The organism is Oricola sp. (genome assembly GCF_965230365.1).
GTDB lineage: Bacteria > Pseudomonadota > Alphaproteobacteria > Rhizobiales > Rhizobiaceae > Oricola.
This window is the reverse complement of sequence record NZ_OZ246003.1, coordinates 3764824-3790797: the sequence shown is the minus strand read 5'-3', so window position 1 is coordinate 3790797 and position 25974 is coordinate 3764824. Positions and strand designations below refer to the sequence as shown.

The 25974-nt window shown below is 63.4% G+C and carries 21 protein-coding genes; 11 read left to right on the top strand and 10 right to left on the bottom strand.

The features are described from left to right. The first annotated feature begins 25 nt into the window (after window positions 1–25). Window positions 26–1303: a CaiB/BaiF CoA transferase family protein gene (locus tag ACO06R_RS18390; RefSeq protein ID WP_421853515.1), complete on the top strand. Its 1278-nt coding sequence runs from the start codon at window positions 26–28 to the stop codon at window positions 1301–1303. Here ACO06R_RS18390 and guaD read toward each other — a convergent pair. The 10 genes from guaD to ACO06R_RS18340 form a co-directional block, all read right to left on the bottom strand. Continuing rightward, window positions 1300–2673 carry a guanine deaminase gene (gene guaD, locus ACO06R_RS18385; RefSeq protein WP_421853512.1) on the bottom strand — a complete coding sequence of 458 codons (1374 nt, stop codon included), beginning with the start codon at window positions 2671–2673 and terminating at the stop codon, window positions 1300–1302. The genes ACO06R_RS18390 and guaD overlap by 4 nt on opposite strands. A gap of 88 nt (window positions 2674–2761) precedes the next feature. Next, window positions 2762–3838, bottom strand: coding sequence for a BMP family ABC transporter substrate-binding protein (locus ACO06R_RS18380; RefSeq protein WP_421853509.1), 1077 nt, complete (start codon window positions 3836–3838; stop codon window positions 2762–2764). Between the two features lie 19 nt (window positions 3839–3857). Continuing rightward, entirely contained in the window at window positions 3858–4781 is a 924-nt protein-coding gene (locus ACO06R_RS18375) for an ABC transporter permease (RefSeq protein WP_421853506.1), read from the bottom strand. Further along, a complete protein-coding gene (locus ACO06R_RS18370) occupies window positions 4774–5874 on the bottom strand; it encodes an ABC transporter permease (RefSeq protein ID WP_421853503.1) in 1101 nt (366 codons plus the stop codon). Before ACO06R_RS18370 ends, ACO06R_RS18375 begins: the two co-directional genes overlap by 8 nt. After that, window positions 5867–7411 carry an ABC transporter ATP-binding protein gene (locus ACO06R_RS18365; RefSeq protein ID WP_421853500.1) on the bottom strand — a complete coding sequence of 515 codons (1545 nt, stop codon included), beginning with the start codon at window positions 7409–7411 and terminating at the stop codon, window positions 5867–5869. The genes ACO06R_RS18370 and ACO06R_RS18365 overlap by 8 nt, the downstream gene beginning before the upstream one ends. Continuing rightward, the gene (locus ACO06R_RS18360; protein WP_421853497.1) at window positions 7408–8094 is read right to left on the bottom strand and encodes a glutathione S-transferase family protein; all 687 of its coding nucleotides are present in this window, start codon (window positions 8092–8094) and stop codon (window positions 7408–7410) included. Before ACO06R_RS18360 ends, ACO06R_RS18365 begins: the two co-directional genes overlap by 4 nt. Next, a complete protein-coding gene (locus tag ACO06R_RS18355) occupies window positions 8091–8939 on the bottom strand; it encodes an aromatic ring-hydroxylating dioxygenase subunit alpha (RefSeq protein ID WP_421853494.1) in 849 nt (282 codons plus the stop codon). Before ACO06R_RS18355 ends, ACO06R_RS18360 begins: the two co-directional genes overlap by 4 nt. After that, a complete protein-coding gene (locus ACO06R_RS18350) occupies window positions 8936–9607 on the bottom strand; it encodes a Rieske 2Fe-2S domain-containing protein (protein ID WP_421853491.1) in 672 nt (223 codons plus the stop codon). The genes ACO06R_RS18355 and ACO06R_RS18350 overlap by 4 nt, the downstream gene beginning before the upstream one ends. Window positions 9608–9770: 163 nt before the next feature. Next, entirely contained in the window at window positions 9771–10037 is a 267-nt protein-coding gene (locus tag ACO06R_RS18345; protein ID WP_421853488.1) for an acylphosphatase, read from the bottom strand. Between the two features lie 162 nt (window positions 10038–10199). Then, window positions 10200–11312 carry a hypothetical protein gene (locus tag ACO06R_RS18340; protein ID WP_421853485.1) on the bottom strand — a complete coding sequence of 371 codons (1113 nt, stop codon included), beginning with the start codon at window positions 11310–11312 and terminating at the stop codon, window positions 10200–10202. A gap of 258 nt (window positions 11313–11570) precedes the next feature. Here ACO06R_RS18340 and ACO06R_RS18335 point away from each other — a divergent pair, with 258 nt between their 5' ends. The 10 genes from ACO06R_RS18335 to ACO06R_RS18290 all read left to right on the top strand — a co-directional run bounded on the left by ACO06R_RS18335 (window position 11571) and on the right by ACO06R_RS18290 (window position 25958). Continuing rightward, on the top strand, window positions 11571–12344 hold the full coding sequence (locus ACO06R_RS18335; RefSeq protein WP_421853482.1) for an SDR family NAD(P)-dependent oxidoreductase: 774 nt from the start codon (window positions 11571–11573) through the stop codon (window positions 12342–12344). A 66-nt stretch (window positions 12345–12410) separates the two neighbouring features. Beyond that, entirely contained in the window at window positions 12411–13595 is a 1185-nt protein-coding gene (locus ACO06R_RS18330) for an ABC transporter ATP-binding protein (protein WP_421853479.1), read from the top strand. A 48-nt stretch (window positions 13596–13643) separates the two neighbouring features. Continuing rightward, the gene (locus ACO06R_RS18325) at window positions 13644–14747 is read left to right on the top strand and encodes an ABC transporter substrate-binding protein (protein WP_421853476.1); all 1104 of its coding nucleotides are present in this window, start codon (window positions 13644–13646) and stop codon (window positions 14745–14747) included. A gap of 73 nt (window positions 14748–14820) precedes the next feature. Further along, window positions 14821–15765: an ABC transporter permease gene (locus ACO06R_RS18320; RefSeq protein ID WP_421853473.1), complete on the top strand. Its 945-nt coding sequence runs from the start codon at window positions 14821–14823 to the stop codon at window positions 15763–15765. Next, entirely contained in the window at window positions 15762–16562 is an 801-nt protein-coding gene (locus tag ACO06R_RS18315; RefSeq protein WP_421853470.1) for an ABC transporter permease, read from the top strand. The genes ACO06R_RS18320 and ACO06R_RS18315 overlap by 4 nt, the downstream gene beginning before the upstream one ends. Window positions 16563–16590: 28 nt before the next feature. Further along, window positions 16591–17913 carry a histidinol dehydrogenase gene (gene hisD / locus ACO06R_RS18310; protein ID WP_421853467.1) on the top strand — a complete coding sequence of 441 codons (1323 nt, stop codon included), beginning with the start codon at window positions 16591–16593 and terminating at the stop codon, window positions 17911–17913. An 8-nt stretch (window positions 17914–17921) separates the two neighbouring features. Further along, window positions 17922–18935, top strand: a complete 1014-nt coding sequence (locus ACO06R_RS18305; RefSeq protein WP_421853464.1) for a zinc-dependent alcohol dehydrogenase — start codon at window positions 17922–17924, stop codon at window positions 18933–18935. 80 nt (window positions 18936–19015) lie between these two features. Further along, window positions 19016–20305, top strand: a complete 1290-nt coding sequence (locus tag ACO06R_RS18300) for a hypothetical protein (protein ID WP_421853461.1) — start codon at window positions 19016–19018, stop codon at window positions 20303–20305. Window positions 20306–20388: 83 nt separating this feature from the next. Then, window positions 20389–21135: a histidine utilization repressor gene (gene hutC, locus ACO06R_RS18295; RefSeq protein WP_421853458.1), complete on the top strand. Its 747-nt coding sequence runs from the start codon at window positions 20389–20391 to the stop codon at window positions 21133–21135. A 449-nt stretch (window positions 21136–21584) separates the two neighbouring features. Further along, on the top strand, window positions 21585–25958 hold the full coding sequence (locus ACO06R_RS18290; protein ID WP_421853455.1) for a trypsin-like peptidase domain-containing protein: 4374 nt from the start codon (window positions 21585–21587) through the stop codon (window positions 25956–25958). Window positions 25959–25974 lie beyond the last annotated feature (16 nt).

Sequence of the window (25974 nt, the reverse complement as noted above, 5' to 3'; positions counted from 1 at the left end):
GATACCGCATTGCGAGGGGAAAGCATTGCAACAGCGCGATACCAAGCCATCCGGTGAAGCGCCGACAGGTGCCTTGTCGGGCGTGAAGATCCTCGATCTGTCGAGGATCCTGGCCGGGCCCTGGGCTTGCCAGACGCTTGCCGACCTGGGCGCGGAGGTCATCAAGATCGAGCGTCCGGGCATCGGCGACGACACGCGAAGCTGGGGCCCGCCCTACGTTACCGATGCGAATGGCAACCAGGGATCGTCCGCCTATTTCAATTCAGCCAATCGTGGCAAGGAGTCGGTCGCCGTCGATATCACGACCCCCGAAGGCAGCGATCTGGTCCGCCGGCTCGCCGCCGAATGCGATATCTTCATCGAGAACTTCAAGGTCGGCGGACTTGAGAAGTACGGGCTGGACTATGCCAGCCTGGCGGCGGTCAACCCGTCGCTGATCTACTGCTCGATCACCGGCTTCGGCCAGACCGGTCCCTATGCGGCGCGCGCCGGCTACGACTTTCTGGTTCAGGGCATGGGTGGCTTGATGAGCATCACCGGCCAGCCCGATGGCGCGCCCGGCGCTGAGCCGATGAAGGTGGGCGTGGCGCTCGCCGATGTGCTGACCGGCCTCTATGCCACAATCGGCATTCTTGCCGCGCTGCGCCATCGCGACGTGACGGGCGAGGGCCAGCAAATCGATATCGGCCTGCTCGATGTGCAGGTGGCCGCGCTTGCCAATCAGGCGATGAACTATCTGGCGACCGGCCAATCGCCGATACGGCTCGGCAACGCCCATCCGAGCATCGTGCCCTATCAGGCGTTCCCCACTTCGGACGGCCACATCATTCTCGCTATCGGCAATGACGGGCAGTTTCGCCGCTTTTGCGAGGTCGCCGAGCGCACCGACATCTGCGACGACGCGCGTTTCGCGACCAATCCGCACCGCGTCCGCAACCGCGACGAACTCGTGCCGCTGCTGCGCGGCATTCTCGCGGAAAAGCCGCTGGACTGGTGGCTCGATGTTCTGGCCGAGGCGGGCGTGCCGGCCGGGCCGATCAACACGCTGGACCGGGTCTTTGCGAACCCGCAGGTCATCGCCCGCGACATGGTCATCGAAGCACCCGACGCGGCCGGCGAGCCGGTCCGCATGGTCGGATCGCCGATCAAGATGTCGGCGACCCCGCCGGCCTATCCGTCAGCCGCACCGCAACTCGGTCAGCACACGCGCCAGGTGCTGACGCGCGTGCTCGGCATGTCCGGCGATGCGCTCGACGGCCTGGAACAGCAGGGCACGATCGAAAGCGCGGGCGGCGGAAGCTAAATCGGCGTCCCGTGCCGCAATTGGCCGGCAACAAAAGTGCGTTCCACATTGGTCCGCGTCGCCAGCATGACGACGGCCTGGGCGAGTTCTTCGGTATTGCCGACCGTCTCGGCAACTGGAAGCGGGGCAGCCGGATTGGCGGGGTCGATCACGATAGCATCGAACGCCATGCCTTTCTCGAAACGGCCCGTCGGCAGGTCCAGCACATCCGCGCCGCCCGCAGTCGCCAGATGCAACGCGGTTCTGAAATCGATACGCGAATTCGGCCGCTGCCGGTCGTCGCGGGCCAGATCGGGATCGACGCCTTCCTCGAGCGCGCGCGACGCGACGATGGCATGCCGGCAGGAATCGAACATCGAGGCGCTGGGGCCACCGGAGATGTCGGTCCCCAACCCCACGCGGACCGCCTTTTCCAGCGCCCGCCTGAGCGGGAACACCGCATTGGAGAAATAGAAATTCGAATAGGGGCAATGCGCCACACCGCCGCCGCGCTCGTGGATCAGGTCCATGTCGGTCTCGGACAAGAAGGCGCAATGGGCGAGCACGGAATGCCGGGTCAGCAGCCCGAACCGGTCGAGCGCCTCCGTATCCGAGCAGCCGTAGCGCTCATGGACATAGCCATGTTGCCAGTCGCTTTCCGAGCAGTGGGTCTGGACGTGGCAGGCGTGTTTCTGGGCCAGTTCGCCGAGCCCTTCGAGCGCTTCGTCGGTACAGCTTGGTATAAAGCGTGGTGTCACCGCCGGCATGATGAGACCGTCTTCGTTGCCCGGCATCGAGCGTACAAAGGCGATGAATCGTTCCGTTTCGCTGACGGCCGTTTTCGCGTCGGCGTCGCGGTAGAAATCCGGGCACTGCGCCGGATTGTCCATGGCGACACGACCGATGACGGCGCGCTGGCCGCGCTTGAGACAGGTTTCGGCCAGAATGCGGGTGGCCTTCTGGTGGATGGTGGCGAAATAGACCGCCGTGGTCGTGCCGTTGGCGAGCAAGCCCTCGACCAGTTCCGAATAGACGGCCGCCGCGAATGCTTCGTCGCTGTAGCGGGCTTCCAGCGGAAAAGTGTATTGCTGCAGCCAGGTTTCCAGCGGCACATCGAGCGCCCGGCCGAGCTGCGGCCATTGCGGCGCGTGGAGGTGCAGGTCGACAAATCCGGGGAGCAGTAGCCGCCCGGGTTCAAGTGTCACCAATGTGCCGTCAGCTTTTGCCCCTTCAAGAGCAGCATCGTAGCCGGCGAAACCCAGTCGCAGCACATCGGCAATCACGCCGTCGGCGTCGATGGTGATCAGCGCGTTTTCGGCGCAATCGATCGAGCCGGAAACCGGCGCGTGAACGAATGTTGTCCGGAGTGTTTTGCCGCGAAGGTCTTGCATGCCGGAGGTCGTCCATCTGTTCGTCGGTGCTGAATGCGGCTGGCGCAGCGCGCCAGCCGCCTTGTCTCTAGAGCGTGTCAGGGTTCGATCAGCCGGGGATACGGGTTTCCACGCCCTTGACCAGCCAGTTGATGCCAAGCATGTCGCCGTCGGCAATGGCGTCGCCGTCTGCGATCCGCTCGGTTCCGTCCTGATCGACAATCGGGCCGGACATCGGGTGGAAGCTACCGCCCGAAATGGCATCGACGACGCTCTGGATTTCTGCTTTCTGCTCGCCGGTCAGATCGTCGGAGAGCGAGGCTACGCCGACTGCGCCGTCGGCCATGCCGCCCCAATAGGCACCGCCTTCGAAGGTGCCGTCGAGCACGGCTTGCACGCGCTCGACGAAATGTGGTGTCCAGTCAATGGTCATGGATGCGAGCAGCTTGGTCGGTGCGTATTTCTTCATGTCGGAGGAGGTGTTGACGACATAGACGCCTTCCTCTTCCGCCACGGTGACGACCGACGGCGTGTCCTGGTAGAGCGAGAAGATGACATCGGCGCTCTGCGAGATCAGCGAACGGGCCGATTCCTGCGCCTTGGACGGGTTGAACCAGGAGTTCAGCCAGACGACCTTGACCGAGATGTCCGGATTGACCTTCTGCGCGCCCAGCGTGAAGGTGTTGATGATGCCGACCACTTCCGGAATCGGATAGGCTGCGACGACACCGAGCGTGTCGGACTCCGTCACGAACCCTGCAGCCATGCCGGCGATGTAGGCGCTTTCGTAATTGCGGGTCTGGAAGTTTCCGAAGTTCGGCGCGGTCTTGTAGCCGCTGGCGTGGATGAACTTGACGTCCTCGTTGGACTTCGCCAGCTTCAGGCCGTCATTCATGTAGCCGAACGAACCGATCATGATCATGCCGGCGCCGGTCGATGCCATCTGGTTCATGATACGGGCGGCGTCCGGGCCTTCCGGCACGTTCTCAACCACGACGGTTTCGACTTTGTCGCCGAACGCTTCCTCAATACCCTTTCGGCCCTCGTCGAGCTGGTAGGCCCAGCCGACATCGCCGACCGGCGACGGGTAGATGAAGCCGATCTTCAGCTTGTCGGCGCTCGCCGCGCCGATGCCGACAGCGCCCGCGACGAGCGCGGCGACGGCAGTCTTAACGATGTGTTTCATTGCGATTTCCCTTTCCTCGTCATGAATTCGATGTGTAGGTCAGCCCGAGGCTTGCCGGACTGTTCAGGCGGATCAGCGTCGGATTGCGCGAGATGACCGCGAGCACGATGATCGTGATGATGTACGGCGAGGCCGACAGCAGCTGAGACGGCACGTTGAAGCCAAGCCCCTGGATCGACAGTTCGAGCAGGGTCAGCGCGCCGAACAGATAGGCTCCAAACGCGACACGCGGCACGATCCAGGTGCCGAACACGATCAGCGCGACAACGATCCAGCCACGCCCTGCGACCATGCCGTCCGCCCAAAGCGGCGTGTAGGCCGTTGAAAGATACGCGCCGCCAATGCCGGCCATTGCACCGCCGAAGGCGACGCAACCGAGCCGGATCAGCCGGACTGGATAGCCAAGCGTGTGGGCCGAATGCGGCGATTCGCCGACCGCCTTGATGACCAGGCCGACGCGGGTGTGTTGCAGCACGAACCAGACCGCGACCGTCGCGGCGATGGCGACAAACACCATGATGTCGTGGTCGAAAAACGCAGGCCCGATCAGCGTGATGTCGGACAAGGGGCCGAAGTCGAGCTTGGCGAGCGAGGCAACGGTCGTTCCCTCATGGGACTTGCCGATGGCCGCCGATATGCCGAGGCCGAGAATGCCGATGGCAAGCCCAGATGCGACCTGGCTCGACAGGAACACCAGCGTCAGGACAGCGTGGACCACCGACAGCAGCATCGCCGCCGACGCACCGACCGCAAAACCAAGCGCATGCGAACCGGTGACGGCGACCGTGACGAAGCCGGCCGCAGCGCCAACCGCCATCATGCCCTCGACGCCGAGGTTCAGAACGCCGGATTTCTCGGCCACCAACTCGCCGAGCGCGGCAAACAGCAGAGGCACGGCTGCCGCAAGCGTGCCGGCGATCAGGAAGATGGCGGGATCAACCATTGGCTGTTTCCCCTGCTGTTTGTCGCGGTCTGCTGGCGCCGAAGCGCACCCGGTGGGTCAAGAGCAGCGAACTGGCGAGGTAAAAGACCAGCAGCATGCCCTGGAAGATCGTGGTGACCGCGCTCGGCAGGCCGATCGACAGGCGCGCGAAATCGCCACCGACATAGATCAGCGCCATCAGCGCGCTGGAGATGAGGATGCCGACCGGATGCAGCCCGCCCAGGAACGCAACAATGATCGCCGCATAGCCGTAGCCGTGCGAGATGTTCCGCTGCAGCATGCCGAGCGGTCCGGCGACTTCGCCGACACCGGCGATTCCCGCCGCCGCGCCGCCGATCAAGAGGCAAATCCAAACCGTGCGATTGGCCGAGAAGCCGGCATAGCGGGCAGCGCCGGGCGCCAGCCCGCCGACGATCAGCTTGTAGCCGGCAAGGGTGCGCTGCATCAGCACCCATGCGATCACGGTCGCCGCAAGGCCGAGATAAAGCGATGCATTGACCCGCGTGCCGTCCATGATGACGGGAAACATCGCCGCGTCGCCAAAGGTGATCGACTGCGGGAAGTTGAAGCCCTGCGGGTCCTTCAGCGGTCCGGTGACGAGGTAGTAAAGCAATTGCAACGCAATACTCGACAACATGAATGTGACGAGGATCTCGTTGGCATGGAAGCGGACCTTGAGATACGCGGCTATGCTCGCCCAGGCCATGCCGCCGGCCGCGCCGGCCAGCACCATCAGCGGCAGCAGAAGGATCGAATCCGAGCTTTCGAACATGATCGCGATGGTGCCGGCGAGAATGGCGCCGATCAGCAATTGCCCCTCGGCGCCGATGTTCCAGAGCCGGGCGCGAAAGCCGATGGCAAGGCCCTGTGCGATCAGCAGCAGCGGCCCCATTTTCAGGAGCACTTCACCAATGCCGTAGCGCGACAACAGCGGTTCGATGAAAAAGGCATGGAATCCGGCTGCCGGCGATTTTCCATAGAGCATGAACAAGAGGCTGCCGGCGATCGCCGTCAGAACGACCGCTGTCGCGCTGACGAGAAATGACGCGGCAAGCGACGGCCCGGTTCGCGGTTCAAGCCGGATCTCAGGCATGGGCCACCTCCAGCAGGGGCCGGTCGAGCGCGGCGAAATCGCCGGCCATCGCAGCACCTATGGTCGCTATGTCGGCATCTTCGCGGGCAATCGACGGCGACAGCCGTCCCCGGAACATGACGTAAAGCCGGTCGCAGATTTCCATCAGTTCGTCGAGTTCCTCGGAAACGACCAGAATTCCGGTGCCCCGCGAGCGTAAGTCGAGAAAGCGCTGACGGATCGCCGCCGCCGCGCCGACATCCACACCCCAGGTCGGTTGCGCGGCGATCAGCAGGTCCGGGCCGAGATCGATCTCGCGGCCGACGATGTATTTCTGCAGATTGCCACCCGACAGGCTGCGCGCCGCGCTCGCCTCGCCATTGCAACGCACGTCGTAGCCGCTGATGATGTTGCGGGCGAGGCCGCGGATCGCGCCGAAATTCAGGAAACCGGCCCGCGACAGGCCGTTGCCGGAACCGGTCAGCGCGGCGTTAAGCGCAAGCGACATCTCCGGCACCGCGCCGCGCCCGAGCCGCTCCTCCGGCACCAGCCGGATACCGCGGCGGCGGCGTTTGTCGGGGCCGAGATGGCCGACCGGTTCGCCGCCGGCGATAATCGCTTCGGCTTCGTTGGTCGGCAGCACCGTTTCGCCGGAAAGCGCGGAGATCAGAGCCTGCTGGCCGTTGCCGGAAATGCCGGCGATGCCAACGATCTCGCCGGCGCCAACGCTCAGGTCGACATCGTCGAGCGCAACGGCGAACGGGTCTTCCGGTGTGTGGGAGAGCCCTGAAATCCGCAACACCTCGCCGCCATCGCTGACGGCCGGCTTGCGGTCGGTGACCGGGACATCGCGGCCGATCATCATGCGCGACAGCGACTCGTTGCTTTCATCCGCCGGGTTGACCCGACCGGTCACCTTGCCGCGTCGCAGAACGGTCGCGCTGTCGCACAAGGCGCGGATTTCATCGAGCTTGTGGGAAATGAAGATGATGCTGTAGCCCTCGGCGGCAAGCGCCTTCAGCGTCACGAACAGTTTCTCGATGCCTTGCGGGGGCAAGACCGAAGTCGGTTCGTCGAGCACCAGCAGCTTCGGGTTCTGCAGGATGCAACGGATGATCTCGACGCGCTGGCGTTCGCCGTAGGAGAGGTTCTGGACGGTCTGGTTGGGCTCGACTTCGAGACCGAAGCGCGCGCCGACGTCTCGGATGCGCCTGGTGATGTCGGCCAGCGAGCCGCTGATCGCAAGCGCCACGTTCTGCGCGACGGTCAGCGTTTCGAAGAGCGAGAAGTGCTGGAACACCATGCCGATGCCGAGATGGCGGGCATGCGCCGGATTGCGGATGCGGGTTTCCTCGCCCTGCCAGCGCACGCTGCCGCCGTCGGGTTGGTAAACGCCGTAGATGATCTTGACCAGTGTCGACTTGCCTGCGCCGTTCTCGCCGAGGATGGCGTGGATTTCGCCCGGCCGCACGGCCAGATCGATGCCGTCATTGGCGACGACGCCGGGAAAGGCCTTGCTGATACCCTGCAGTTCGAGGATCGGCGGCTGCGCGCTCATGCTGCGGACCCGGATTGTGCTTCGCCGCCAATGTCATGGGCCACCGGGCTTTCGTGCAGCGGCTGGATGCCCGGCATGGTGATGAAGCCTTCGAGGCGGCGGATGCGGTGCATCCAGTTCAGGATGTATGGGCAGAAGTCCAGTTCGATGCCGCCATCCGGCGCCAGCGCCACGCCCGAAAAGCAGGCGAGGTCGGCAATCGTCGGTTCAGGGCCGGTCAGGAAGCCGCCGGTTCCGCCGTCGGTTTCCGCAAGATGCTGTTCGATGCGGCGGATCAGCTCGGTCGCCGTGGCACGCGCGGCCACGATATCGGCGTCTGCGCCCAGCATGTCATGGGCGCGGGCAACGCCGGCGCTCGCATCGAGCTTCGCGGCGATGGCCAGCCATTCGACGATGCGCGCGGCTGCGGCCGGATCGTTGACCGGGAACCATGACCCGTCGGGATCGAAGCGCCGCGCCAGATAGGCGAGGATGGCCCCGCTGTCGGTCAGCACGACATCGCCGTCGACCAGCGCCGGAAGCGTGCCGAATGGATTGATGGCGCGGAACGCCTCGCCTAGATGTTCGCCGCCCGGATAGGCGTCGACCGGCACGACGGTCGCCGTTTCACCAAGCAGCGCCAGCAACAGCCGCACCCGGTAGCATTCGGTGCTCAGCGGATAATCGTACAACACCGGCATCATGCCGCCTCCGTGCTGGCGCCGTAGTAATAGCCGGTGCGCTTCAGCCAGCGCCGGTAGGCGATGGAGGTCATGTCCGCCCGGGTCGGGATTTCCATCTTCGGGTCGAGCGGCAGCAGCGCGGGAACCTGGTTTTCGAGGATCGAACGGTCCTGCAGGAAAATGACCTGCTGGAACTGGATCATGTCGGTCATCGACGAGCCGTCGTCGTAAAGCGCCATCCACGGCCAGACGTGGCAGATGTCCTCGCCGACCGGCTGCACGAACAGCGTGATGATGTCCCATTCGCCCTCGCGCGCCGGGCAGGTCTTGTAGAGGATCGCGACCGTCGGCGCGGGCACCCGGTACATGTATTCCGTGATAATGCCGCCAGTCGCCGAGGCGGCCGCCTGTGGCTGGAAGAAACGCACCTTGGTCGCCCAGATCTCGTCATTGGTCTCGTCGATCCGGACGTCGTATTTCGCGACTTCGGGATGCTCCTCGACGCCCAGGATGTCGGTGTGGACGAACGGAAAGTGCGCGATGTCGAGGAAGTTCTCGACCGCGCGAAGCGGCGAGCAGCGGACGCGGATGCAACCGCAGGGCACATGCCGCCGGCCCTCATGCAGGGCTTCGGGAATGTCGAACAATTCGCGCTGCGGCTGGCCGGGCGAAGTCCAGACGTGACCGAAGCGAATGACAACCGGCAGCGTGCCGTAGCGGTCGCTGGTCACGGTGACACTATCGCCGGCACCGCGTGTCACGGTCAGGCTGTCGCCCATCAGGATGCGCTCGGCTGCGATGCCGACCGGCAAGGCCTCGATGTCCGAGATCGGGTACCACTGATTGCGTGCGACATCGCTGGTCATGACGCCCCCCGCTCGCTGGCAGATGCCTGTTCGGCGGCGCGGCGTACGGCTTCGCCGGCCCGCGACAATGCTTTGGATGCACCCGCCGATACGGCATCGACCGAAAGCAGATGCAGTGCCGAGCGCGCGTCGGTCATCGGCTGGCCGAGCAGGATCAACTCGCCCGCTTCGGCGACCGGCAGGATGAGATGCGTCGTCCGGTCCGCGCCGCCGGCGGCCATGATCGCGGCTTTGGCGGTCGCAAGCGGCGCTTCGACGACGAGGCTGCGCAGGCCGCGCCCGGAAATGGCGGGCGGATCTCCGGCCGCGTCCGCCTCTGCACCCCAGATCACGCCGTCCATCTCGACGCAGCGATAGGTGTTGACGGAGATGGCATCCGGCGGTTCAAGTCCCGGATGGGCGGGGATGCTGCGGCAGACACCGGTCTTGCCGAAATGCCAGCCGTGATAGATGCAGGCCAGCGCATCGCCGCGCACGAAACCGTGCGACAGCCGCATGCCGCGATGCGGGCAGCGATTGTCCCAAAGGCTGACCTGACCCTCAAAAGACCGCCAGACCACCAGATCGAGCCCACTCAGCATTGTCCTGCGAACGGCGCCGTCGGCCAGCAAATGTCCCAATTGTATTGGCGACCAGCCGGTCGCCGCATCACGCTCTGCGGATGGCATTCTCGAGCACTCGCCCCTCTGAACCGGTCTTTGCATGCCGGTTTGCCTGCTGGCGTCGATTTCCAACGCCAGCCGCAGAGCTAATCAGCGGCGAGATTTGTTTGCAAGTTAGGCGCTGCCTATAATTCAGGCAGTGCACGACTGAATTTCAAGCAAGCGCCTATTATGCGCGCCGATCGGTCCCGGACGGTTCGCGCTCGACGGAATCCACCGTTACGGAAATCGGGCCAAGGCTGCACGCCATCTCCATCGCGTCGATCAGTTCGACGGGACCGGCGGCCAGCACCTCGATCTCGTTGGCGTCGCGACGCATGATCCGGCCGTCGATGCCGAGACGCCGGACGCGGTGGTCGATCCAGTCGACAAAGGCGTCGTCGGCCACATCGCCGCGAAAACGCAGACGTTCCACCGAGACGGGTTGAGTGTGCATGTCGTCATCCTTTGCGCGAACCGGGGTTGCTGCCTGCGGATATGCAGCAATCCCGGCGGCGCGACCCTACGCGTGGCAATCGCGCCGGTCAAACCGCCGCGCCTGCCTTGCGTGCGGTTTTCTGCCCCGGCCTTAAGCGCCTCGTTCGGCCCTTCGCTATGGCTACGGGCGTTCGTCGCGCGAAAAGCCAAATCGTTGGCTTTTCGTCCGCGCAGCGGAAAGCTCCTCACCGTTGCCGGGGGCCCGACGCGCCCGCGCATAACGCGCGAGCGCGTCGCATTCCTTCAGGATGTCGTCGATGGGGATTTCGGATCGTCGCCGCCGGCCCGGCGGATGACCGATGCGCAGCGGGATCTGGATTTTCGTGAGTGGTTCGGGAGGAAATCCTGGTTGGTTCGCGTCCTTAAGCCGGTTATCTGTTTCGTAAGCGGCGAGCCGCTGTCCGGGACCGCTCGCTGACGCGAACCCGACCGCGCTCGGATTGGGTTCCGCCATCAATCGGGCCTTCCTGCGCGCAAAGCGAACGGCGTGGCCCGGCAGATCGTCGAGCGCGGCCTTCAATGCGCGGACGCGCCGGCAGACATGAGCGGCATTGATCAGGGTGCGGCCGAGCCCGTCGACCGGCGGCGATTGCTTGGGCGGATCGATGGGCAGCGGTGCGTCGCTGCCGAAAAAGGTGATGCGCGGCACGGCTTTGCGCCGCGGGCGCGGCGGGGCGAAGATCGCCGCATAGTCGATCGGCGGATCGAACAGCGCGAAGGCCGGATTGAGCGACGGCGCTGTTTGTCTTGCCGGCTTCGGCACCCACGGGGCCTGGCCGACCGGCACTTGTTTGCCCTGATAGACGATGTTGGTCATCGGCCGGGGGCTGTTGTCCTTCGCGATCAGGCAGGCCACGACCGACGCCGGCATATCGAGCGCAGCGTCCTCCGGTACCGTGGTCAGGTCGAGATCGGCAGCGGTTTCGGTTTCGGTGTCGGCAGCGGCGGGCGCAGCGGCCTTTGCCGCCGCGATCCCGGCAAACGGCCGGCGCCTGGCCCGCCGGACGTGAAGCTTGACCGCGATGTTGCGCGCCGCGACCGCCAGCAGACGCCGTGTCGCGCTTTCGGCGGGATAGAGAACCCGCAGGACCGCCCGCCAGATGCACTCCGGCAGCATGTCCGCGCCGCCGACATCCAGACCGGTCTTGATGCACAATGTGCGGACAATGCGCGACAGCGTGGCGCGGTATTGCGCGATCTCCAGGTCAAACCATTCATCCGAGCCGTAATCCATGCGCACAAGCATGGTGGAGGGTGGGGTGCGGTGGATAGATTGCCTCAGACAGGACGCATAAACGATTGGAAACGGGTAAGAAACACGCGGCGCGGGAAGGAAACTATCCGCTGTTGCTGCCCTGAACGGCTTCTCATCGGCGTCCGGCTTGGCTATGGACGAAACGACAAAACGCGTCGAACATCCGAATGCGCTATTCGGGCGGGCAAGACGCAGGGCCGCAAAGAACGGACCGCAAGACAGAGGGGCAAGGACGATATGCGAGCAATTCAGGACCTGTTCAGCCTGGAGGGCAAGACCGCGCTCGTCACCGGCGGGAGCCGGGGGCTTGGCCAGGCGATGGCGCTGGGCCTGGCTGATGCCGGTGCGCAGGTTGCGGTGACATCGCGGTTGCGAGCCTCGCTCGATGAGACCCTCGATCTGATCGCCAGGACCGGGTCGCCGGCTCATGCGGTGGAACTGGACGTCGAGGACGTCGCCGCCTCGAAGTGGGCCATCGGCGAACTGGCGGAGAAGACCGGCGGTATCGATATCCTCGTCAACAATGCGGGTTACGAGGAAGTCCGGCCCTCGCTCGATGTCGATGAGGCGTTGTGGGACAAGATCAACCGGACCAATTTGAAGGGTGCATTCTTCTGCGCGCAGGAAGCGGCGCGCTCGATGGTGGCGCGCGGAGGCGGCTCGATCATCAATGTCTGTTCGCTGACATCCTATGTCGGCGTACCGACCGCCGTTGCCTACACCGCGACGAAATCCGGCCTGCTTGGCATGACGCGGGCGCTTTCGGCCGAATGGGCCGCGCAGAAAATCCGCGTCAATGGCATCGCGCCGGGCTATTTCCGCACCGAGCTGACCGACGTGTTCTACCAGGACGAGGTATGGCAGAAGGCCATGCTGGACAAGATCCCGCTGGCCGCCTTCGGCGACGCGGACGACCTGCAGGGCGCGGTCGTTTTTCTGGCAAGCGACGCGTCGCGTTATGTGACGGGGCAGTGCATCGCCGTCGATGGCGGCTACCTGGCGTCAATCTGAAACCGGAAAATCAATGGTTCAAGGAAGCGGTCTGAAAGGCTTGACAAACGTCTTTTTCCTGATCTTATGTATAGACATAAAAAGGGGGCAGGCGGTTTCCGACTTCACAAGAAGCGCGATCGTCGACAAGGCAACAATGACGTGACGAAGAAAACGACACCGGCTGTTTCAGCCAAAAACGTCGAAATGCAATTCGGGGGATTCAAGGCCGTCAAGGATGCGAGCTTTGAACTGGAAAACGGCCGGTTTCTGACGATCCTCGGGCCATCGGGTTCCGGCAAGACGACCCTCCTGCGCATGATTGCAGGGTTCCTGACGCCGACCGCGGGCGAAATCTACATCAATGGCGAGGCGGTGCGTGCCGTCGCTCCCAACAAGCGTTCGATCGGGATGGTGTTCCAGAAGTTGGCGCTCTTCCCGCACATGACAGCCGCCGAGAACGTCGCTTTTCCGCTCAAGATGCGGCGCTTCGATGCGCGCACCATCCCCGACCGGGTTGCCGAATATCTGAAACTCGTGCGTCTCGAAGGGTTTGAGAACCGGCGCATCAACCAGCTTTCCGGCGGCCAGCAGCAGCGTGTCGCGATTGCGCGCGCGCTCGTGTTCGGTCCGGATCTGCTGCTGCTCGACGAGCCGCTGGCCGCGCTCGACCGCAAGCTGCGCGAAGAGATGCAGCTGGAATTCCGCCGCATCCAGAAGGAGCTTGGCGTCACCACGATCAACGTGACCCACGACCAGCGCGAGGCGCTCGTCGTCTCCGACCAGATCATCGTCATGAATGACGGCGAGATCCAGCAGGACGCCGCACCGTCGACCATGTATCGCATCCCCAACAATCCGTTTGTCGCCAACTTCATCGGCGTGACCAACGCCTTCCAGGGAACGCTGGCGCGCCACGAAGACGGCGTCGCCGTGGCGAAGTTCGGCGCTGTGGAAATGCGCGGCGTGCCCGGTGGAAAAGGCAATGCTGCGGCAGGCGCGCCGGTCAAGGGTGCCGTGCGTGCCGAGCAGATCAGGATCGCCGCCACGAAAGCCGAACTGGGCGGACTGGACGCGTTGTTCGAGGGAACGGTATCCGACGTGATCTTCGAAGGGGAGAGGCTTCTCTACGAGGTCTCGGTTCCCGCGCTGGGCGCACAGCCCATCAGAATTTTCCATCACGACCAGGATGACTTTGCCTCCCACGCAGCGGGAAGCACGGTCCATATCGGATGGAAAAGCCGCGACCTTCATATTTTCGTCGCGCGTTAGAAAGGCCGGAATAACTCGGGTCTAGGAAATAAAACGAGGGAGCAAGACATGATTTTCGACAAGAAGCTGAGTCGCCGCGATCTGCTCAAGACGTCTGCGACTGCAGGCGTGGCAGGGGTTGCCACGATCGCCATGCCGTCCATTCTGCGCGCAGCCGAGCCGGACAAGCCGAAGGAACTGATCATCCGCGCATGGGGCGGCCCGTGGGTTGCCGCCCTCAAGGCAGGCGTATCGGATCCGTTCACCGAAAAGACCGGCATCCGCATCAACCACGACCTGACCGAAGACAACGAAATTCAGCCGAAGGTCTGGGCAGCAGTCGCGCAGGGCCGCACGCCGCCGATCCACATCAACTGGGACACGACGACCAACGCCACGAAATCAGCGCTGCGCGGCGTTTGCGAGGACCTGTCGGACCTGCCGAACATCGCCAACACCACCGATCTGGCCAAGCCGGTCGGCGTCGACGGCTATCCGATCGTCAACACCTATGGCTATGTCTACGTGCTGGCCTATCGTCCGGAAGCCTTCCCGGACGGTCCGCCGAAGTCCTACCACGACCTGCTCGACCCGAAATACAAGGGCCGCGTCGCCTTCTACAATGACGGCATCGGCTTCCACTTCCCGGCGCAGCTGGCCGGCGGCGGCACGCTGGACGGTATCCCGGACAACATGGGCCCCTGCTGGGAGTTCGTGGAGAAGATGAAAGCCCAGAACCCGTTGCTCGGCGAAGACCCGGACTTCGTCACCTGGTTCCAGAAAGGCGAGATCGACGCCGCCTGCACCATCTCGACCAACGCGCTCGGCGCCAAGCGCAACGGCGTCAACATCGCCTGGACCGTCCCGGAAGAAGGCGCGAAGTTCGATACCGACGGCCTGTGGATCCCGAAAGGTCATTCGGAAAGCGAACTCTACTGGGCCAAGCAGTATATCGACTCGGCGCTCAGCAAGGAAAACCAGCAGGTCTGGCTCGACGGTCTCGGCCTGCCGGGCGTGGTGCCGGGCCTGACGCCGCCGGAAGGACTGGCCGGCGACCCGAGCTACCCGACCAAGCCGGAAGACTTCGAGCGGCTGATCCGCGTGTCCGGCCAGATCCAGGTCGAAAACGAGAGCGAGTGGTTCTCGAAATTCAAGCAGATCATGCAGGGCTGATCGGCTGCACAGAGAAAAACCGGGCGGGCCAATCGGTCCGCCCGGGCTCCAGCAAGACAATGGACCGTAGCCGATGCGGAAGTACCGTACATCGTATCCCGTCTCGTGGCGGGTCATGGATGTGGCCGAGGCCGCATTCGCTTCCGTGTGGCCGAGAGGCGGGGGCAAATATACCCCTTACCTGATGCTCGCGCCGGCCATCCTGCTGGTCGGGACGCTGGCGGTCGGTCTGCTTTACATCGGCGACGCGTCGCTGCGCACGCTCGACCGGACGACCTTCCTGTTTTCCGACTACTGGACGCTCGAAAACTACCAGCGGGCGTTCACCGAGAGCTTTACCCTGACCATCGTGTGGCGCAGTCTTCTCGGCGCGGTAATCGTCACGGTGGCCACCCTGATCTTCGCCTTTCCCTATGCCTATGTGATGGTGCGCACGTCAAACCAGTTTGTCAGGAAGTTCCTCTTGATCGCGCTGTTCCTGCCGTTTTTCATCGGCCAGGTCGTGCGCGCCTATGGCTGGCTGATCATTCTGGGCAGCGAGGGCTTTGTAAACGATGCGCTGGGGCTCGTCGGCGTCGATCCGATCCGGCTGTTGTTCAATTACTACGCCGTACTGTTCGGCCTGGTGCAATACATGCTGCCCTTCGGCGTGCTGATGCTGGCGCCGGCCATGACGGCGATCCCCGAAGAGATCGAGGCGGCGGCCGGATCGCTCGGCGCAAACTGGCTCAGGACCATGTGGCACGTGGTCATTCCGATGGCCAAGCCCGGCATCATCGGCGCCGGGCTCGTGGTGCTGACGCTGTCGCTGACCGACTTCGCGACGCCCGCCATCCTCGGCGGCGGGTCGCAGGACTTCATCGCCAACGCGATCTACGACCAGTTCTTCCGTACATCCGACCAGGGCTTCGGTTCGTCGCTGACCATCATCCTGATCGCCATCGGCTCCATGGCGGTGGGCTTTGTCTTCATGGTGTTTGGCGCGGGCACGCTGGCGCTTGGAGGTGACCGCAAATGAGTTCCTCGCGCGGCCAGAACATCGTCTTCTGGAAATTCGTGATCCTGGCGATCCTTGTTCTCTCGGCGCCGACCCTGGTGGTGCTTGGCGCGTCGTTTACCGCCGGCAACATCATCGACTTTCCGCCCGACGGTTTCTCGCTCAAATGGTACGGGGCGATCATCGGCGAGCAGGACCTTCGCGACGCTTTCGTGCGGTCGCTGATCGTCGCGACGATCTGCGTTGCCGTTTCGCTGCCGACCGGAACGCTTGCCGGCATTGCGCTCGCCAAATACAGGATCCGCGGCAGCGGTGCGATCCAGACCTATCTGCTGCTGCCGTTCACGATCCCGCTCATCGGGTCCGGCATCGGCCTGATGCTGTTTTTCGGCGAGGCCGGCGTGCTCGGCAATCTGTGGCCGATCGGCATCGCGACGGCGGTAATCAACCTGCCATTCATGATCTGGGCCGTGTCCTCCAGCGCGGCGGCGCTCGATCCCGATCTCGAACTGGCCGCCCAAAGCTGCGGCGCCGGGCCGGTGCAGACCTTCTTCAATGTCACGCTGCCCGCCGTTACGCCGGGTGTGATCACCGGTTCGCTCCTGATGTTCATCCTGTCGCTGAACGAGTTCCTTGTCAGCCTGCTTCTGGTGGACGCGCGCATCGTGACCCTGCCGGTGCGTATCTACAACTCCATCCGCTCGATCATCACCCCCGATCTCGCCGCTGTCTCCGTCGTGTTCATCGCGGTCGCCACGGTCGCGATTATCGTTCTCGACCGGCTGGTCGGATTGGAAGTCTTCCTGAAATCGAAGTAAGCGCGCCGCGCGAAAGAAAGGCCCACTTATGTCAACGGTCTCGTTTCACGAAACGAACAAGCTAACGGCGGAACATTACGCGGCGCTGTTGAAGCGCTCGGAGGCGGACCTGTCCGACTTCACGAAAAAGGTTGGGCCGATCATCGAGGCGGTGCGCACGGAAGGCGATGCGGCGCTGGTGCGCTTCGGCCGGGATTTCGACGGCGCCAAGCCGTTGACGGCCGAAACGCTGAAGGTCAGCGAAGCCGAGTTCGATGCGGCCTTCGACAGTGTCGATGCAGACGTCATCGAGGCCATTCGCTACGGCATCGGCAACATCCGCAGCTTCCACGAGGAGCAGAAGCCCGAGCCGATGTGGCTGAAGGAAATCCAGCCGGGCGCCTATGCGGGCGACCGCTACACGCCGATCAAGTCGGTGGCGCTCTATGTGCCGCGCGGCAAGGGCGCGTTTCCGTCCGTCACCATGATGACGGCTGTTCCCGCCGTTGTCGCCGGGGTGCCGGACCTTGCGATCTTCACGCCGCCGACGGAAGATGGCGGCGTCGATGCCGCCACGCTCGTCGCCGCGCGCATCGCCGGTGTCGAGACGGTCTACAAATGCGGTGGCGCGCAGGCTGTCGCCGCGGCTGCCTACGGAACCGAGACGGTCAAACGCGCCCTGAAGATCGTCGGCCCGGGCAGCCCCTGGGTGGTCGCCGCCAAGCGGCTATTGGCCGGTGTCATCGATCCCGGCCTGCCGGCTGGCCCGTCCGAGGCCATCATATTCGCCGACGATACGGTGCCTGGCGGCCTTGCAGCGCTGGATGTGCTGATCGAGGCGGAGCACGGACCCGACAGCTCGGCTTATCTCGTGACCCATTCGCGCCGCGTGGCGGAGGAGGCGCTGGCCGCGCTTCCGGGCCACTGGGCGAACATGACCGAGCAGCGCGTCGCATTCTCCAAGGCGGTGTTGTGCGGCGACAACGGCGGCATCGTCCTGACCTCGTCGCTGGAGGAGAGCTACCGCTTCATCAACGACTACGCGCCCGAGCACCTGCAACTGCTGTCGACGGCGCCGTTCGAACATCTCGGTCATATTACCGAGGCCGCCGAGATCCTGATGGGGCCGCACACGCCGGTGGCGATCGGCAACTTCGCGCTTGGCCCGAATGCCGTGCTGCCGACCAGCAAGGGCGCGTCCACCTACGGGCCGTTGTCGGTGCATGACTTCGTCAAATGCAGTTCGGTCGGCTATGTGACCAAACCCGCCTATCCGACGATGGCCAAACATGCCGGCGTGCTGGCACGCTATGAGGGCTTCTCGTCGCACGAGAACGCCGTGTCGAAGATCCGCGACCAGTATCTGGATTGAGCAGCGCCATGGATGCGGTCAGACTGTATGCGCCGAAGGATTTGCGCTTCGAGACCATCGACAAGGCGCCGGCGCCGGGGACCGGCGAGGTGCGCATCAAGGTCGCCTATGCGGGGATCTGCGGATCGGATATTCACAATTTCAAGACCGGGGCGTGGATCAGCCGTTCGCCGTCGACGGCGGGCCACGAGTTTTCCGGCTGGATCGATGCGGTCGGCGACGATGTCGGGTCGCTGAAACCCGGCGACAAGGTCGCCGCCGATTCGCGCCACTATTGCGGCAAATGCCGTAACTGTTTGGCGGGCAATGAACATCTTTGCGAAACGCTCGGTTTCGTCGGCGAAGCGACGGATGGCGGCTTTGCCGAGTATGTGACCTTGCCGGCCCGCCTCGCGGTCAGGGGCGAACCGCAGGCGCGGCTGGATGTCCTCGCGCTCGCAGAGCCGCTGGCGGTGGCGCTGCACGCCCTGAACAGGACCGGGCTCGGAGATGCCGACCCGCTGCTGGTCGTCGGCTGCGGTCCGATTGGCGCGCTGGTCGCGCTTGCGTCGGATGTTCAAAGCGAGCGAAAAATCCTGGTCTGCGATATCGACGAAATCCGTGCGGCCACGGTCGCTTCCGCTGCCAATGCGACCGCCATCGCGCTTGACGCCTTCGATCAGCACGACAATCCAGCCGGCGCGGCCGTATCGCATGTGATCGATACGACCGGCAGCGTCGCGGTGATCTCCCGCCTGATTTCTAAACTTTCGGGCGCAACCCTCGGGTTGGTCGGGATCGGATCGGGGACGCTGGATTTCGATCCGGTGGTTGCGGTCGAAAAGGAAATCTCGATTGCCGGCTGCCACGCTTTCAAGGACGAACTGCCTCTGGCCGTTAAAATGCTGGAGCGCCACAGCGACCGCTTTGAGCCATTCATCGAACATCGCATCGCGTTGACCGACACGCCCGGCGAGTTTGCGAAGATCGTCGCCGGCCGGGCCGCCGGCATCAAGACACTCATTGAAATCTGTCCGGGTTGAGCCGCCCGCGCAAAGGGGCTGAAACCGTGAATGCAATCCAGGAAAACCACCCTCGGTCACGAACCGCGCTGATCAGGGCCTTGGCGAAGACCGACCCGGATGCCGCTGTCCGCGAACTCGGGGGGCTGCTCGGTGACGCGTTCGATATCGACGTCGCGAACCTCGCGATCAACTACGACCAGTACTCGCTCAATTCGCTGAACGGGTTTTTCGATTCCGGCGACCGTTCGTTTTTCTTCAAGTTCCATCAGGAGGAAGGCGAGGAGGACATGAAGGGCGAGTATTACCGGGCCGACCTGCTGAGCAAGGCGAACCTGCCGATCGACCTGCCGGTCTGGAAATCGTCGATGCCGGGCGAACAGATCCTCGTCTATCACCGGCGCAACGATCGCCGCTTCTCCGACGTTCTGCGTGATCTGGACGAAAACCCGGACGCGGACGCGATATCGAAAGTTGGCGCGGCGGAGCGGCAGCTCAACGACCGGATACTGTCGGTTGCGACATCCACCTTGCATGAGGTCGATGCCGGGCAGGTTGGCGAAGAGCCGATCCATCACCTGTTCCACGACCGTATGATCGATCTGAAGACGGGCAGGAGCCCCGGCGGACGCTATGCGAATTTCTATGTCGGCAAGCCGTTCGAGTTTCCCGGCTGCTCGCTGACCTGGGACCAGTTCTCGGCAGCGCTGCCCGTTCTTAACGGACAGGCGATGGCCTCGACGTTTGGCGAGATTTTCGCGCGGGCGCTTACAAAGCTGAACCCGAAGAACCTGGCGTCGGCAGGCGGCTTCACGGCTCATGGCGACGCACACAACGCAAATGTCTGGTACATCGAGGAAGGCGAGGGGGCATCGCTCTCCTATTTCGATCCGGCATTTGCGGGCGAGCACATCCCGTCGCTTCTGGCCGAGGCCAAGGCGACGTTCCACAATGTGTTCGCCCACCCATTCTGGCTCTACGATCCGGGCGTGGCGCACGACCGCTACACGGCGTCGGCGTTCTATGACGATGGCGAACTCAGGATCGACACGGACTGGCGGTTAAGCGATGTGCGCCGGGAACTGCTGGACGCCAAGGCCACCGCCTTCTGGAAGCCGTTTCTTGCCCATCTGGCGGAGAGGGGCATGCTGCCGGCGGACTGGCGGCAGACGATGCGTTTGGCGCTCGCCATGTGTCCGACACTGGTGATGAATCTGCGCGCGGGCGCGGACCGGCATAATCCGACCTCGTCTGCGATCGGCTTTCTGGTCGCCGGTCTGGTGGGTTCGGAACCCGTATCGGGCCGCAACGTGGTTACCGAGTTTTTCGACCGGATCGATCCGGCGCAGGCTGGCCGAGATGCGGGAACGCATCCGGAAGGCAACCTTTGAAGCGGCGCGCAGGGGCAAGGTCAGGGGTTGTCCACCGGCCGCCACAGTTTCCCTAACGGCACATTTATGTATGTAGTTGAGCCATGGCGACCGACGGTAGAACGCGATTCGGACAGGCGAAGCCGCGCGCTTCCCTGCACGAAACCATACTGACCGACGTTCAAAAGAAGATCGTCTCCGGTGAGTGGCCGCCAGGATACCGGATCCCGTTCGAAACCGACATGGCGAAGCACTATGGCTGTTCGCGCATGACGGTGAACAAGGCGCTGACGCAACTGTCGCGCGCCGGCCTGCTCGACCGAAACAAGAAATGGGGCACCTTTGTCCGGGCGCGCCATACGATCTCGGCGGCGCTCGAGATCACCAATATCAAGAAGGAAGTCGAGGATTCCGGCAAGCGATACGGCTACGAACTGCTGCTGGACCGGACCCGTCCGGCGACGAAGGGCGAAGCGCGGCTTCTCGACCTCGACGAGGCAGCCGAAGTGAGGCAATTGCGGTGTCTTCACTACGCCGACGACGAGCCCTTCTGCTTCGAGGACCGCATCGTCAATCCGATCGCGGCGCCGCAGATCGTCCCCGCCTGCTTCAAGGACCATTCGCCCATCACCTGGATGGCCACTCATGTTCCGTGGAGTTCGGCGGAACACCAGATCGTCGCGATGCCGGCCGACAGCCGGATTTCAAAGGTGCTGAAAGTGCCCGAAGGCGCGGCCTGCCTCGTCGTCGAACGCAAGACGCAAAACGACAAGGGCTACGTCACCTGGGCGCGCCTGGCCTATCCGGGCGACAAGCACCGGCTGATCGCCAGCTTCGGACCGGCGACTTAGAACTGCGGCAGACTGACGGGGCGTTGCGGCTACTGCGCCCGGGTCGAGATGTGGTAGCCGGGCGATCCGATTGCCTGGACGAGCATCTCTTCACAAGCTATCGCCATGCTCGCGACATCATGAAATCAGCGCACGACACCAACCCGTGCGCATGATCGAAGAGCGGAAACTCTGACCCCGACCGGGGACGCTCTGGGTAGCACATCAAAACGTGAACAGGGCTGACTGATAGACGCGGACAAAACGGTGAGCAGGCTCCCGTTTCTTTTGGTAGGCGTTGCGGTATGTTGATAAGAAAACTTTGAACGAAGTCATATAGATAAAGAGATTTGTTGGTTGCCGGGCAGGAAGCGATCTGAATTCGATCGAGAAGAAATGCGCCTCGAAGCGTTCAGTAAACCGGCCAAACAAGTTAGTATAAATGCTCTCGATTGGCGTGGGAGGTCCAGATGATCGAGTTTCTGAAGGGAGCTGCAAGGGCATCGGAACAAACTGGCAAGGAAACCCTCCCGCCGGGAACTCTGAGCTTCACGCTTGAATATGCGGATCGACCGGATCTGGTGCGTGAACGCAAGCGGCTGGCGGCCTTGCTCGATGGAGACGGGTTCGATCTGTTCGCGTATTCCGAGGAAGACGATCCCAACCTGCTTATTCTTCAGTTTCAGGGCGTCGAAATCCGCCAGTCTGCCGGATTCCTGTTCGAGGTTGCCGATGAACTCGCGACTGAACTCGGCCTGCTGTCGGTTGTTCCGGAGGTCGGGCCGGCGTGGATCGAGATAGAGACCACCGCCGATCAGCCTGAGGCTGTGGGCGATATCGTCTGGGGGGCCTGTAAATCGGACGCGCCGTCACCGGACGATGCCGACTGGGCGAGAAGAATGATCAGGGCCGACGCGGCCAACGATCAGTTGTCGGCGACGGGCGAAGGCGTCCTCATCGGTCAGCCCGATACCGGTGTCGCAGAGCACCGGGAACTCAACCAGGGCATAGACAAGGCGCGTGGCTACAACGTCATCGACAACACGAACGATCCGACCGATCCGCTTTCCGCGAAGATGTCGTCACCGGGGCACGGAACGGCCACTTCCAGCCTGGTTATCAGCCGTGGCAGCCACATTGTGACCGGCAGCGCGCCGGGCGCCACCCTCGTTCCGATCCGGTGCATCAACGCCGTTGTAATCGGAACTGGCGTTGCCGTCGCCAGGGCGATCGACCATGCGCGCAAGCAGGGTTGCCGGATCGTGACAATGAGCCTTGGCGGCGGAATCGAAGGAGGGGCGTTAAGGCGCGCGATCAAGCGGGCGGTCGATGCCGACATGATCGTTCTTGCCGCGGCCGGGAACTGTGTCGGCTTCGTCGTCTATCCGGCTTGGGACAAGAATGTCATCGCCGTCGCCGGCATCGACGAAAACGAGGAGCGTTGGAAGGGGTCGAGCCGGGGGCGCAAGGTCGACATCTCCGCGCCCGGCGAAAACGTCCATGTCGCAAGGCGCAAGGCCGGCTCGGCAGATGTTACGGATATCAACAAAGAGGGGCAGGGGACGTCGTTTGCGGTCGCCCTGACGGCCGGCTGCGCCGCGCTGTGGATCGGCAAGTTCGGTATCGACGATGTGAAAGGGGAGGCGCGGCGGCGCGACACCAACGTCCAGGAGCTGTTTCGGGCGGCGTTGCGGGCAACGGCCAGGACGCCGTCTGGCTGGAACACCAGCAAAATGGGCGCCGGTATCGTTGATGCCTATGAGTTGGTCTCGACACCTTTGGCGGATATCCCGCCGATATCGCCCGGTTCATCGGGCGCCCCAACCGAATCCGTCTTCGGCAACATCGAGTTCGGCCGCCACGAGGCGGAGGCGACATTCCTGGCCAGCGACAGGATCGTCAGGTCCGAAGCGGGATCGGCTCTGCTTGAGGCTGGCGGGATCCCACTGCCATCGCCCGGACTGGCCGAGTTGCTTAGCGAGCGCAATCCAGATGCATTGTCGCAGCCTGTGGTGGTGACGAGCCCTGCGACGCCCCCCGAAACGCCCGAGGACCTCGTCAACCGGATGGCGGCGGCTACCGGTAGCGGCGCGTTCTTTGAATCCACAGCCAGCACAGACGATGTCATGGCGCGCGCAGAAGCAGTGCTGAATTACCAGCAGGGCATTTCGCCGGAAGCAGCCGGTGGGGGACTGAGAGGCGAATTGCTGAGCGGTATTGAGCGAACGGTCGGCGAGATGCTGCGGACCGGCGCGCCTTTGGAGGCGCGGGACTTGCAGAGCGCGGTCCATCTCGAAGCCCTGGTCGAACTCGTCGGCCGGCCGGCCGTGCGGATTCAAAACGGGGAGATACCGTTCGATACGAGCAATCCGGCGCTCGGACAATGGGCGGCAGATCTGATCCCGTTACGCGATCAGATCAAACCGCTTGCAGATGCGGTTGGCCGGATAGACATAAAGACGTCCGGAGGCTGGCGGCATGTCGGAACCGGGTTCGTCATCGGGCGCGGTCAGGTCATGACCAATCGCCACGTGCTCGATGCGCTTGCAGAAGAGTTTCCGGTGTCGCCAGGCCGCTACGAAATGCGATTGACCGCCGATGCGTCGATCAACTTCGACCCCGATGCGACGAATGAGGATTCCCGGTACAAGATCAAAAGCGTGATCTCGTATGGGAGCCAGCGCATCGGCCGCTACGTCGACCTTTCAAAGCTCGATATGGCGATACTGGAGATCGAGACCGACAACGGAAGCGGTGGACACCCGGCTCCGGTCGATATGCAGACGGTGTCGACATCGGATGCGGTCAGAGAGCAGATCATCCTTGTCGGCTACCCGGCGGAGCCGGGCTACGCTTCGGCGCCGACCGCGCAGCAGGCGGCACTCGATTACTGGGACCGGATCCGGGAGATATACAATCGCGATTTCGGGTCCAAGTATTTGAGCCCGGGCCTGATAAAGCTGCGGCCCGGCGGAATGGAGGGCGATGAGCGGAATTGGGCGTTCAGCCACGACGCCACAACGATGGGCGGGAATTCCGGCTCGGTCGTGACCACGCTGGATGAGCGGATCGCCCTTTGCGGCCTGCATTTTGGCGGCAAGACGTTTTCGAGGAACATGGCCCATGACATCAGCTCTATCGACCTGAACGAAGACCTTGTCTCGCCAACGCGAACGGAAAGCACTGGTAGCCGCCAAGGAGCTGGCATGCTCGAAGATCTGGCGGACGGCGTAGTCAATGTCGCGGATACCGACAATGTCGAGACGTTGAACGAGGCCTGTGCTGCGTTCGTGGAACAACTGCCTCGCGAAGCCGGTTCGATAGACCCGGAGATCGCGAAGAAGGTACTCAAGGCGCTTCGTTCGTTCAGGCGTTTCGACCAAATGCGGCTCGTGGCCAATGCCTGTCTCATCGACGGTTGTGCGGATGCCCGAGTCATGCACTTTCTTGCCCAGGGGCTGATCGAGGCCGGCGAGATACACCCTGCCATTCGGCTTCTTGAGAATGCTGTCGACGATCCGGACGCGAGCACCGGCGATTGGGCGGAACTGAAGGGCGCGCTTGGCCGCGCCTGGAAAGACCTTGCCGTGCAGTCGCGCGACACCAGGCCCGATATTGCGCGCCAAGCCGTCCGCGAGTCCTTCCGACATTACCGCGATGCCTGGCAGCGTTCGAACTCCGATTACACCTACCAGGGCGTGAACATGGTTGCCGTCGCCTATTGGGACGACGGATTTGGACTGACACCCAAAGAGCGGGCCGAAGCCAAAGTGGCGGCTGCAACGATCGTTGAGATCATCACCGGCCGCGCCTGTCACGAACTCCAAAACTGGGACTATGCGACAGTCGGCGAAGCGTTGCTCGGCGTGGGAGATCATGCCGAAGCAGCCAAATGGTATGGCGCTTATGTCAAAAACGAGGATTCCGCCTTTGCGCTGGCCGGTTCCGCCCGCCAGCTGCAGCAACTCTGGAGTGCCGACAGCGAAGAATGGGGCGAGGAGATCCTTGCCCCCATGATCGGCCGGCTCGGCCTTGAACCGGGGGCTGGCTTCACCGTTTCGCCGGAAGCGCTGCAGAGACTTGTCGCGGTTCCGAAGTTGCGGCACGAAGCCGTGTTGGGCGATATCGGTGCGCAGACTTACGACTGGCTGCAGGAGGGGATGGCGGCGGCCCGGTCGGTGGCAATGATACTCTTCAACGGCAAGCCGCATGGCACCGGATTTGTGGTGAAGGGCAGCGATCTGGACGAGAGTTTCGGCGATGAGCTGGTGGTCGTCACCAATGCGCATGTCGTAAGCGATCCGCCGGAGCCCGATGCTGCTTCGCCATCTCAGGCTGTGGTGAAACTCGAACTGCACAGGCGAGCGGGCGCCGGCAGGTTCACGTATTCGGTGCGGGAGGTCCTTTGGCAATCCCCTTCGGGCGAGCACGATGTCGCGATACTGGGGCTCGATCCGCCGATACCTGCCGATGTGGAGCCGCTGCGCTTTCATGAAAGGCTGCCTGACTTGGCGGAGGGAAAGAAGGAGCGCGTCTATATCATCGGCCATCCCGGGGGGCGCGAGATAAGCTTTTCGTTCCAGGACAACCAGTTGCTGGATTATGAGCGCGAAGTCTATGCGTCGGAGGACAGCATTGCCCCCTGCCGCATTCACTACCGGACACCGACCGAGCCCGGAAGTTCGGGTAGCCCGATCTTCGATCCGAACTGGCGTATCATAGGTATCCACCACGCTGGCGGACGCTATGTGCAGATGCTGAACGGCAAACGCGACGTCTACGAGGCCAACGAGGGGATGTGGATCGCTTCCATGCGGCGCGCGCTGCGCAATCGAAACGGTTGAGCGCCGCCCGGGACCC

What these genes read in the sequence shown, in the direction of transcription:
- guaD (WP_421853512.1), bottom strand. Translation starts at nt 2,673, where the DNA reads ATGCAAGACCTTCGCGGCAAAACACTCCGGACAACATTCGTTCACGCG.
- ACO06R_RS18380 (WP_421853509.1), bottom strand. Translation starts at nt 3,838, where the DNA reads ATGAAACACATCGTTAAGACTGCCGTCGCCGCGCTCGTCGCGGGCGCT.
- ACO06R_RS18375 (WP_421853506.1), bottom strand. Translation starts at nt 4,781, where the DNA reads ATGGTTGATCCCGCCATCTTCCTGATCGCCGGCACGCTTGCGGCAGCC.
- ACO06R_RS18370 (WP_421853503.1), bottom strand. Translation starts at nt 5,874, where the DNA reads ATGCCTGAGATCCGGCTTGAACCGCGAACCGGGCCGTCGCTTGCCGCG.
- ACO06R_RS18365 (WP_421853500.1), bottom strand. Translation starts at nt 7,411, where the DNA reads ATGAGCGCGCAGCCGCCGATCCTCGAACTGCAGGGTATCAGCAAGGCC.
- ACO06R_RS18360 (WP_421853497.1), bottom strand. Translation starts at nt 8,094, where the DNA reads ATGATGCCGGTGTTGTACGATTATCCGCTGAGCACCGAATGCTACCGG.
- ACO06R_RS18355 (WP_421853494.1), bottom strand. Translation starts at nt 8,939, where the DNA reads ATGACCAGCGATGTCGCACGCAATCAGTGGTACCCGATCTCGGACATC.
- ACO06R_RS18350 (WP_421853491.1), bottom strand. Translation starts at nt 9,607, where the DNA reads ATGCCATCCGCAGAGCGTGATGCGGCGACCGGCTGGTCGCCAATACAA.
- ACO06R_RS18345 (WP_421853488.1), bottom strand. Translation starts at nt 10,037, where the DNA reads ATGCACACTCAACCCGTCTCGGTGGAACGTCTGCGTTTTCGCGGCGAT.
- ACO06R_RS18340 (WP_421853485.1), bottom strand. Translation starts at nt 11,312, where the DNA reads ATGGATTACGGCTCGGATGAATGGTTTGACCTGGAGATCGCGCAATAC.
- ACO06R_RS18335 (WP_421853482.1), top strand. Translation starts at nt 11,571, where the DNA reads ATGCGAGCAATTCAGGACCTGTTCAGCCTGGAGGGCAAGACCGCGCTC.
- ACO06R_RS18330 (WP_421853479.1), top strand. Translation starts at nt 12,411, where the DNA reads ATGTATAGACATAAAAAGGGGGCAGGCGGTTTCCGACTTCACAAGAAG.
- ACO06R_RS18325 (WP_421853476.1), top strand. Translation starts at nt 13,644, where the DNA reads ATGATTTTCGACAAGAAGCTGAGTCGCCGCGATCTGCTCAAGACGTCT.
- ACO06R_RS18320 (WP_421853473.1), top strand. Translation starts at nt 14,821, where the DNA reads ATGCGGAAGTACCGTACATCGTATCCCGTCTCGTGGCGGGTCATGGAT.
- ACO06R_RS18315 (WP_421853470.1), top strand. Translation starts at nt 15,762, where the DNA reads ATGAGTTCCTCGCGCGGCCAGAACATCGTCTTCTGGAAATTCGTGATC.
- hisD (WP_421853467.1), top strand. Translation starts at nt 16,591, where the DNA reads ATGTCAACGGTCTCGTTTCACGAAACGAACAAGCTAACGGCGGAACAT.
- ACO06R_RS18305 (WP_421853464.1), top strand. Translation starts at nt 17,922, where the DNA reads ATGGATGCGGTCAGACTGTATGCGCCGAAGGATTTGCGCTTCGAGACC.
- hutC (WP_421853458.1), top strand. Translation starts at nt 20,389, where the DNA reads ATGGCGACCGACGGTAGAACGCGATTCGGACAGGCGAAGCCGCGCGCT.
- ACO06R_RS18290 (WP_421853455.1), top strand. Translation starts at nt 21,585, where the DNA reads ATGATCGAGTTTCTGAAGGGAGCTGCAAGGGCATCGGAACAAACTGGC.